The 10,258-nt window shown below is 45.4% G+C and carries 8 protein-coding genes and 2 pseudogenes; 7 read left to right on the plus strand and 3 right to left on the minus strand.

The annotated features are described in order from the left end of the window. The 7 genes and pseudogenes from QTO00_RS13915 to QTO00_RS13945 all read left to right on the plus strand — a co-directional run. Positions 1 to 997, plus strand: a 997-nt coding sequence (locus tag QTO00_RS13915; RefSeq protein ID WP_331425337.1) for an ABC transporter substrate-binding protein, incomplete at its 5' end; no start/stop codon positions are given. Between the two features lie 134 nt (positions 998 to 1,131). After that, a complete protein-coding gene (locus tag QTO00_RS13920) occupies positions 1,132 to 2,055 on the plus strand; it encodes a carbohydrate ABC transporter permease (protein ID WP_331425338.1) in 924 nt (307 codons plus the stop codon). Further along, positions 2,052 to 2,909 carry a carbohydrate ABC transporter permease gene (locus QTO00_RS13925; RefSeq protein WP_331425339.1) on the plus strand — a complete coding sequence of 286 codons (858 nt, stop codon included), beginning with the start codon at positions 2,052 to 2,054 and terminating at the stop codon, positions 2,907 to 2,909. Before QTO00_RS13920 ends, QTO00_RS13925 begins: the two co-directional genes overlap by 4 nt. 5 nt (positions 2,910 to 2,914) lie before the next feature. Then, a complete protein-coding gene (locus tag QTO00_RS13930; protein WP_331425340.1) occupies positions 2,915 to 4,030 on the plus strand; it encodes an ABC transporter ATP-binding protein in 1,116 nt (371 codons plus the stop codon). Between the two features lie 418 nt (positions 4,031 to 4,448). Continuing rightward, positions 4,449 to 5,444 (plus strand): TRAP transporter substrate-binding protein, encoded by a 996-nt coding sequence (locus QTO00_RS13935; protein WP_038206804.1) that lies wholly within the window; start codon positions 4,449 to 4,451, stop codon positions 5,442 to 5,444. Positions 5,445 to 5,529: 85 nt separating this feature from the next. Further along, positions 5,530 to 6,042: pseudogene (locus QTO00_RS13940) on the plus strand (TRAP transporter small permease); the annotation flags it as partial. Positions 6,043 to 6,045: 3 nt separating this feature from the next. Then, the gene (locus tag QTO00_RS13945; protein WP_331425341.1) at positions 6,046 to 7,407 is read left to right on the plus strand and encodes a TRAP transporter large permease; all 1,362 of its coding nucleotides are present in this window, start codon (positions 6,046 to 6,048) and stop codon (positions 7,405 to 7,407) included. A 67-nt stretch (positions 7,408 to 7,474) separates the two neighbouring features. On the opposite strand, the gene QTO00_RS13950 is transcribed toward QTO00_RS13945, so the two are convergent. The 3 genes and pseudogenes from QTO00_RS13950 to QTO00_RS13960 form a co-directional block, all read right to left on the minus strand. Continuing rightward, positions 7,475 to 8,077 carry a cytochrome b/b6 domain-containing protein gene (locus tag QTO00_RS13950; protein ID WP_331425342.1) on the minus strand — a complete coding sequence of 201 codons (603 nt, stop codon included), beginning with the start codon at positions 8,075 to 8,077 and terminating at the stop codon, positions 7,475 to 7,477. Next, positions 8,074 to 9,654, minus strand: a pseudogene (locus tag QTO00_RS13955) (tetrathionate reductase family octaheme c-type cytochrome). Before QTO00_RS13955 ends, QTO00_RS13950 begins: the two are co-directional and overlap by 4 nt. A gap of 155 nt (positions 9,655 to 9,809) precedes the next feature. Further along, the coding region (locus QTO00_RS13960; RefSeq protein WP_331425343.1) for a helix-turn-helix domain-containing protein at positions 9,810 to 10,258 on the minus strand (449 nt) is incomplete at its 5' end.

A 10,258-nucleotide genomic window follows, 5' to 3' on the forward strand; every position in this document is an offset into this window, starting at 1 on the left:
GATCAAAGGTCATGATACTCAAGAGTGGGGTGGCCTTGGCTTCCTAACGTCACTAGATAGCACAGCCAAGCAGGAGAAGTGGGATGAAATCCTTCCTTCAGTGGTTACTAAGGTGATGAAGTTTGACGGCGAATACGTAGCCGTTCCGGTTAATGTTCACCGAGTAAACTGGATTTGGGCGAACCCTGAAGTATTAGAAAAATCAGGTGTTGAACTGCCAACGACGTTAGACGAGTTTTTTGCCGCTGCAGAGAAGATTAAAGCTGCCGGTTATGTACCATTAGCGCACGGTGGTCAGCCTTGGCAAGACGCCACAGTTTTTGAAGCGGTTGCGCTGGATGTTTTAGGTAGTGAAGACTACAACAAAGCGTTTGTCGATCTAGATATGGATACTTTATCTGGCGATAAAATGGTGGAAGTGTTCACTAAATTTAAGAAAATCCGCGATTACATCGATGCTAACTCGCCAGGACGTGACTGGAACGTAGCAACCTCAATGGTGATCAATGGTGAAGCAGCGATGCAAATCATGGGTGACTGGGCAAAGGGTGAGTTTACGGCAGCGGGCAAAGTTCCGGGCAAAGATTACATCTGTGCGCCAGCGCCGGGCACAAATGGTCAATTCACGTTTAACATCGATAGCTTTGCTTTCTTTGAACTGAGCAATAAAGACAATCAACAAGCGCAGCAAGATCTTGCTCGCACTATCCTTACTAAAGAGTTCCAAGAAGTCTTCAACCTCAACAAAGGTTCAATCCCTGTACGCCTAGACATGGACATGTCGAAGTTCGACCAATGTGCATTGGACTCAATGGCAACGTTTAAAGCGAGTGCGAAGTCAGGTGACCTGGTACCAAGTATGGCACATGGTCTATCAACGACTAGCTATGCTCAAGGCGCGATCTATGACGTAGTAACGAACTTCTTCAATGACGACAACGCCGATCCAAAACAGGCAGCACAAAAGCTAGCGAAAGCGGTGAAAGCGGCGATCTAAGCTCATCCATTGCCAACCAGCGAGTATTGGCTCATCACTCGCTTAGTTGGCATACATACACCCCTAAAGGGCGCTTTAGCTTGTGGGGAGCTGAAGTGCCCTTTCCTCTCTGTGTTATAACGTAAGGACTCGTTATGGAGCATGCTGTAAATCGGTATTCTAAGAAGTCGAAAACTAAGGTGAGTTTTGCCGACCGACTTCAACATTGGCTACCGAAAATCGTTCTTGCCCCGACCGTTTTGGTCACCGTGGTATGCATCTATGGTTATATTTTCTGGACTGCGGCACTTTCACTGACCAATTCGCGTTTTCTGCCCAGTTTCAACTTTGTTGGTTTTGCTCAATACGAGAAACTAATGGAGAACGACCGTTGGATTACTTCAATTTCTAACCTCGGAATTTTTGGCCTGCTGTTTATGTTAGTGGCTATCGGTTTGGGCGTAGGGCTGGCGATTCTTCTTGACCAAAACATTCGTCAGGAAGGGGCAATTCGCACTATCTATTTGTACCCAATGGCATTGTCATTCATTGTCACGGGTACGGCATGGAAATGGATTCTGAACCCGGGCCTCGGTATTGAAAAGCTGATGCAAGATTGGGGGTTCAGCAATTTCAAGTTTGACTGGTTGGTCAACTCTGAAATGGCGGTTTATACGTTAGTCATTGCCGCTGTATGGCAGTCATCAGGTTTTGTCATGGCCATGTTCCTGGCAGGCCTTCGCGGTATAGACTCGTCGATCATCAAAGCGGCTCAGATTGATGGCGCGAACCTACCGACCATCTATTGGCGAATTATTATGCCGTGCTTGAGACCGGTATTTTTCAGCGCGGTGATCATCACCTCGCATATTGCGATTAAGAGTTTTGACTTAGTAACGGCAATGACCGCAGGTGGTCCAGGTTACTCTTCTGATCTTCCTGCGCTGTTTATGTATGCGCATTCATTTACGCGCGGTCAAATTGGCTTGGGTGCGGCGAGTGCCATGATGATGCTAGCGGGTATATTAGCCATCTTAGTACCATATCTCTATTCAGAACTTAGGGAGAAAAAATCATGATGCAAGGGATCAATTTCTCTCGATTGTTCATCTATTCGGCTTTGGTGTTTTTCTGTGTGGTTTATTTGATGCCGCTGTTTGTCATGGTGATTACCTCGTTTAAGACCCTGCCAGATATTAAAGCCGGCAACTTAATGAGTTTGCCGACAGAATGGGTGTTTGATGCTTGGATTAAGGCGTGGGATGGCGCTTGTACTGGTGTGAAATGTGAAGGCGTCAAAGGTTACTTCTGGAACTCGTTCCAAATGGTCATTCCTGCGGTTGCGATTTCAACGCTACTCGGTGCATTTAATGGTTACGTTGTGACCAAGTGGCAGTTCCGTGGTTCAAACCTGTTCTTTAGCCTACTGTTGTTTGGCTGCTTTATCCCATTTCAAGTAGTGCTACTGCCTATGGCAACGGTGCTTGGCAAGCTAGGTTTGGCCAACACCACCGCAGGGCTAGTTATTGTTCACGTGATTTATGGTATGGCCTTTACCACGCTGTTTTTCCGTAATTTCTATATCAGTATTCCAGACGAGCTAGTCAAAGCGGCTAAGTTGGATGGGGCGGGGTTCTTTACCATTTTCTTTAAGATTCTTCTGCCGATATCAACGCCAATCATCATGGTCACTGTGATTTGGCAGTTCACAGCAATCTGGAATGACTTTCTGTTTGGTGTTGTTTATTCCGGCTCGGAAACGCAGCCTATTACTGTTGCGCTGAACAATTTGGTTAACACCAGCACCGGGGTTAAAGAGTACAACGTTGATATGGCGGCGGCGATCATCGCTGCATTGCCAACATTATTAGTTTATGTATTAGCAGGGAAATATTTCGTTCGCGGTCTGACTGCGGGTTCGGTAAAAGGATAAATATCATGGCAACACTAGAACTTAAACAAATCCGTAAAACCTACCCGAAGGCGGATCAAGAGACATTAAAAGGGATCGACATTGACATTAATTCCGGTGAGTTTTTGATTTTGGTTGGCCCTTCAGGGTGTGGTAAATCGACATTGATGAACACTATTGCTGGGCTTGAGAATATCAGCTCGGGGGAGATCGTGATTGATGGTAACGACGTGTCTGATGTTGAACCTAAAGATCGCGATATTGCGATGGTGTTTCAGTCCTATGCGCTTTATCCAAACATGACGGTACGTGGCAATATCGAGTTTGGCTTGAAGATTCGTAAAATGCCGAAAGAGGACATTGATGCGGAAGTTGAGCGCGTCGCAGCGATGCTACAGATTGACCACTTATTAGATAGAAAGCCTTCTCAGTTGTCCGGTGGTCAGCGTCAGCGTGTGGCAATGGGGCGTGCGTTGGCGCGTAGACCCAAGCTTTACCTGTTTGATGAGCCGTTGTCGAATCTAGATGCAAAGCTGCGTGTAGAGATGCGTCATCAAATTAAGCGATTGCATCAACAGCTCAATACGACCATCGTGTATGTTACTCACGATCAGATTGAGGCGATGACCTTAGCTGACCGAATCGCAGTGATGAAAGATGGCGAGTTGCAGCAACTAGGTACACCGCAAGAGATCTACAATAAACCGAATAATATGTTTGTCGCAGGCTTTATGGGCTCACCTTCTATGAACTTTATCACCACTATGGTCGATCTTAACGACCAAGACCAACCTGTGATTAAGGTTAAAGGGAGTAATGGTCAAGAACATCACATTAATCTGCCTGCCTCAATGCGCGAGCAAGATGGTAAAGAAGTCGTGATTGGCCTTCGCCCGGAACACATTACAGACAGTGAGAATCAAGAGTCGGATGCAACCACTCAGTTGGATTTGACGCTGGAAGTGTTAGAACCAACAGGGCCGGATACTATTGCGATGATAAAGGTTAATGACCAAGAAGTAGCGTGTCGCCTTTCGCCTGAATTTGATGTTACGGCGGGGCAGGTTGCTCCACTGCACTTTGATTTGTCAAAAGCAGTTTTCTTTGATGCAGTCACGCAGCAACGCATCGAATTTCATTAATGTGCAATTTAATTGATACCTTTATTAGTAACAATGAGTGAAGTCTACTAAGCTTAACACCATAGCATGAAGGCGTTTTCATGCAGTGTGAGTCGAGGTGGGCAATTATGTCTCCTTATTGCTCACCTCATCTCTAGTAACGAAAAATGGCAGCCATTCCCGCTGCCATTTTGTTTTTATGATTTAGCTTGTTTGTTAAATATGTGTAGATTCACCCGTATTGAAGAATACAATGGGTGGAAATCCCCCCATATTAAAAGTGTCTGTGTGACCTAGATATCCTATCGTCAAATGCCTTCTTTATAAGGTGTTGATTTTAAATGATTAAATTTAATTATCAAGATTGGCTCAGTACTTGCTCCTAGTTAATGTATCAACACCCAGTGATGGGGTTGTTCATTCAACAAGGAGAATAATAATGTTAAAGCCATTGACCCTACTATCTGTATCGATTCTTGCTGTGACTAGTTTTAATGCTGCCGCTAACTGTGACCCAGGAGAGACTGTAATTAAGTTCAGTCACGTAACCAATACAGATAAACACCCGAAAGGTATCGCGGCTTCATTACTAGAACAACGCGTCAATGATGAGATGAATGGAAAAGTGTGTATGCAAGTTTTCCCGAACTCGACGCTATATGATGATAACAAGGTACTGGAAGCGCTATTGAATGGCGACGTGCAACTTGCTGCCCCTTCTCTATCAAAATTTGAAAAGTTCACCAAAAAGTACCGTATTTTCGACCTGCCATTTCTGTTTGAAGATGTTGAAGCGGTTGACCGTTTCCAGAACTCTGAGTCTGGTGAAAAGCTGAAAAATGCAATGAAACGTCGTGGTCTACAAGGTCTAGCGTTTTGGCACAACGGCATGAAACAGATGTCAGCAAACAAGCCGCTTATCTCACCAGAAGATGCGAAAGGGCTTAAGTTCCGTGTTCAAGCTTCAGATGTCCTTGTTGCTCAGTTTGAGCAGTTAGGCGCTAACCCACAGAAAATGTCGTTTAAAGAAGTATACGGCGGCCTACAAACTAAGGTTATTGATGGTCAGGAGAACACTTGGTCAAACATCTACGGTAAGAAGTTCTTCGAAGTACAAGACGGAATTACAGAGACTAACCACGGTATTCTGGATTACCTAGTGGTAACGTCGAACGATTTCTGGAAGGGCTTACCTGAAGATCAACGCGAGCAATTGAACACCATCATCCAAGAGGTGACTCAAACGCGTAATGCTGAGTCTTCACGTGTTAACCAAGCGAATAAGAACAACATCATCGAAGCGGGTGGTGAAGTTCGTAGCTTGACTGCAGAGCAGCGTCAACAATGGGTCACTGCGCTTCAGCCTGTGTGGAAGAAGTTTGAAAAAGACATTGGTTCTGACCTTATCGAAGCGGCTTTAGCTTCAAACAAATAACAATTAAAAACTATAAAACAATTGGCCCTCTTGTCGGGAGGAGGGCCTTTCTTTTCCTGCGATAAAGTGAAGTAACTTATGGAACAGTGTATTTATGTTTGCCTGGATGGTGCTGGTGGGGGCGTCATATGGAGTGAAGAAGCACTTTCATATTGGTGTCGATGTGGTTATCAACCTTGCTCCAGAGCAACTACGTAAAATCTACGCGCTGATCGCCGCAGCGTGTTGTTTAGCTTTCTCAATTCTGCTGTTGATTGGTTCATGGAATTACTGGTATCCGTTTGTTACCGACCGAGCATGGTATGAAACCGATGATATCCCAATGCCAGAGATGTTCCAGTTTCTCGCTGACTGGCTGAATGAAGGCGAACGTTACGAAAAAATGCCGCGCTTTATTCCTTACATGGCGCTGCCGATTGGTATGGCTCTGCTTACTTTCCGCTTTGCTCAAATCACTCTACAGATTCTGTCAGGTAAGTTAGACCGCCTCATTGCTGGTCATGAAGCTGAGGAAGAACTGGAAGCGTTAAAAGAAGAGCTGAAAGACGCAGGTGACGCAATGGAGCCTAAAAACAACAATAACAACAAGGGAAGCTAAACCATGGAAATTTTATTCTTATTCGTCATGGTGATTGGTTTTATGCTTGTTGGTGTGCCAATCGCAATCTCACTGGGTCTGTCCAGTATGGTCTTTTTAATGATGCATTCAGATGCGTCATTGGCTTCAGTCGCTCAAACCCTGTTTAACGCCTTTGCTGGCCATTACACCTTATTAGCGATTCCATTTTTCATCTTAGCATCAAGCTTTATGTCTACTGGCGGTGTGGCAAAACGTATTATCCGTTTCGCTATTGCGATGGTGGGTTGGTTCCGTGGCGGTCTTGCTATGGCTTCGGTTGTGGCGTGTATGATGTTCGCCGCACTGTCTGGCTCTTCACCGGCTACGGTTGTTGCAATTGGTAGTATCGTTATCGCGGGCATGATCAAAAATGGTTACTCGAAGGAGTTTGCTGCGGGCGTTATTTGTAACGCAGGTACTTTAGGTATCTTGATCCCACCTTCGATCGTAATGGTTGTGTACGCAGCTGCTACGGATGTCTCTGTTGGTCGTATGTTCCTTGGTGGCGTCATCCCTGGTCTTCTTGCTGGTGTGATGTTGATGATTGCCATTTACATTGCAGCTCGAGTGAAAAATCTGCCTAAACAGCCGTTTGTTGGTTGGGGCGAGATGTTCGCAGCAGCAAAAGATGCCAGTTGGGGTCTATTACTGGTGGTCATCATCCTAGGTGGTATCTATGGCGGTATCTTTACCCCAACAGAAGCGGCAGCGGTGGCAGCGGTATACTCATTCTTAATTGCTAACTTTATCTACAAAGATATGGGGCCATTTGCCGACAAAGAAAACACTAAGCCGGCCTTGGTTAAAATCGTACAAGCCTTTGTTCATAAAGATACCAAACATACCTTGTATGAAGCGGGTAAGCTGACCATCATGCTACTATTTATCATTGCCAATGCATTGATTCTAAAGCATGTGCTTACAGAAGAGCGTATTCCTCAGATGATTACTGAGTCTATGCTGTCAGCTGGTCTTGGGCCGATTACCTTCCTGATTGTCGTGAACGTTCTGCTACTCATCGGTGGTCAGTTCATGGAGCCATCGGGTTTGCTAATTATCGTTGCGCCACTGGTATTCCCAATTGCTATCGCGCTAGGTATCGATCCCATTCACCTAGGTATCATGATGGTGGTGAACATGGAAATAGGCATGATCACACCTCCGGTCGGACTCAACCTGTTTGTAACCGCAGGGGTGGCCAAAATGTCGATGATGCAGGTCGTCAAAGCAGCACTACCTTGGGTGGGTGTGATGTTCTTATTCCTGATCATCGTGACCTACGTACCTTGGGTATCAACATGGTTGCCGACCATGCTTATGGGGCCTGAGATTATTACTAAATAGTTTCAAGTTTCATTATGGAAAGAAAACCCCAGGGTATAGGATGGACCCTGGGGTTTCGTTTTGTTGGTTAGCGATTACTGTGATCTTTTGTTTCATAACCACGCAGCATCGTTTTGATATGAGTGGTTGGCGTTTCTCCAGTTGTGGTCATATAAACGTGGCCAATTAGGAAGGCTAAGATCATGAATGCGGCGACAATATGCAGAGTGGCAACCCAGCCAAGTGATAACATACCAAGTCCAATGTTTTCCCATTGTGGATAGAATAGTAGCAATAATCCTGTGACCCAGATAAGTGGTGCCATGATCAATTTCCAGCCCAAATAGGCAAATCGCTGTAGCGGATTGAGTTTAAGTTCTGCTGTTGGATGAAATGGATGAGGTTCGCCAACAAAGATCCCTCGACGGTAGAAGCCGATAACTTTTCCGAGTTTGTCTGTGGTGGGAATGTATTGCCGCCACTCACCCGTAGTGAAATGCCAGAATATGGCAAATACCCATAATGTCATTAGAGCAAAGGCACAGTACTCATGCCATAACACAGCTTGACCAAAACCAAACAAGCTAAATGATCCATGGATTTCGAATCCAGTGATTAGCATTGCCATCATCAGTAAAGCTTGCGCCCAGTGCCAGAAGCGTTCGAATCGCTTATAGATAATCACTTTCATTGCGAATCTCCTTGGTTGGGTGAAGTTCCTTTCAATCGCATAAGAGCATGACCAATAACGCCAAACAGAGTAACAAGGACGACTAACCAGCCAATGCTGTCTAGCCAAGGTATTGAGGTTTGTGATGGGATATAGAAACCAGACAGTTTCGTCAATCGTCCATTCTCAGCGTGACATGCAGCGCATTCAAGAGCTTGGTCTTTTGGTGCTACCATATGTACGATTGGAAAGTGATACTCGCTATCGACAAATGTCATCTCACCACTATAGCTACTGCCCGTAGCTTTCATCCCCGCCACTGCCGATTTATCCCAGTCATACGTTTTCCAATAGGCGTTGTTGTCTTTGCCAAACAGATGAGGTGTCACCATGATTTGGTTCGCCGTATCGTAAGGTTGAGTGCTGCGCATAATCTTAAATGGCCACACTCGGCTATCTTCGTCGCCACATTTTCCTTAAGGCTTAGTCAACTCAACGATACCTTGCTCATTGGGTTGTACTTGTTCACCAATAGTGGTGTAACTCATTTGTCCATTGAAGCAGGCATAGTCAGGTGTTACGTTTCTTTCCCATACAAAATCACCCTTTTTGGCGGTATAGGTAACGTAGCCCTCATCATCTTTAGTTGTTGGTCGAGATTTATCTCCTGCTGTGGACCAGTCCCAAGCTGTTTTGGTTTTCTTTTCTCGCGCATACTCTGGTACGTGACATGTGGAACAGGCGATGTTATTGACGTGTTCATTGAGTCGATTGGCGATACGTCCCCCTTGATGAGGTTCGAGCCCATGACATGACTCACACGAAGCGCGGTTCTGGTCTCCATGGCCGGGGAAATCAATACCATCGCTGTCTTTTGCATTGACAAGGTAACGTGAACCTGCCGTTTGATGGCCACTAGTGGTATGGCAATCCTGACAGGCAAAATCGGCGCCGTCACTCGACATATGAACATCGAGGTCATAACTTGGTTTAGCTAGGCTTGAGTCCATATCGCCATGTTTAACACCGTCGCCGCCACCTCCGTAAAAGTGACAAGAGCCACAGGTCTCTCGCGATGGGTCGCCAACACTTTGTGCTGCTTCAGTGAGATTGACTGGCGGGCGCATTTTCCCCGAACCTTTCGGCCACTCTTTTGTCACGTAGTTTGGGTGGCCAGCGTCTGTTGGGAACTTCGAGTATTGACCAGAGTTGTCATGACAAACTAGGCAGTCGACGTTGTCTTGTTTCGAATGATCGAAGCTGCTGTCTTTCCATCCGTAGCCAACATGGCAACTGGTACATCGCGGTTCGTTTGATGCGGTAGAAATACAAAAATTGTTGATGACATTTTTCTTGCCGACAATTTTGTCCTCGAGCCCAACATCAAAAGCCCACGTCCAGTGAGTGGTTTGTTGGATTTGATGAGCTGCTTCGGTATGGCAGTCAAGGCAGGCTGCGGTTACTTCAGGGCCTGACTTAAAAGGACCTTGAAGTTGCTCAAAGGTAGAGTGATCAGCCGTTGACTGTGCGAGAAGGCTGGCTGAAGGCCATATGCCAGCAAGCACAATACTCAAGGTGAGAAGCAATATCCTTTTCATATAAACACCTTAATTAAGCTTTTTATTGATTAGATATTGCTAATGTAGCAAGTGTGGTAATTATGTCCACAAAAAATGAGTGGTTAATTGAGCTTAATCAATCGGTGTCAAAAATAACTATAAATATGAGATATGGTTCAAGTTTAAAGCCTGAGTTAGCCTTTGTAGTTATCTTTGTCTAAGTCGTATTTCTGCATCTTGTCGTACAGGGTTTTACGGGCCAGCTGCAAATGATCCATCGTCTTCTTAATGCTACCTTCATTTTGATTAAGTGATTGCTCAATCAGACTTTTTTCGAACTCAGCAACTTGTTGGGCTAAACCGAGTTCCTTATTGATGCTAACAGTATCTTCTGAACCAGATTGGGATAGCTTGCCAAGCAGTACAAAGCGTTCAGCTGCATTTCTTAGTTCGCGAACATTACCGGGCCAATCATGACTCATAAGCTGATGAATCTGTTGCGACTCAATAGCTGGTGCCGATTTGCCGTAACGGGAAGCCGCTACCAGTAAAAAGTGGTGGAACAAGGTTGGGATATCCTCTTTACGTTGTCTAAGCGGCGGTAAATCGAGGGTGACAACATTGAGTCGGTAGTAGAGATCTT

The organism is Vibrio sp. M260118 (assembly GCF_036533755.1).
Classification (GTDB): domain Bacteria; phylum Pseudomonadota; class Gammaproteobacteria; order Enterobacterales; family Vibrionaceae; genus Vibrio.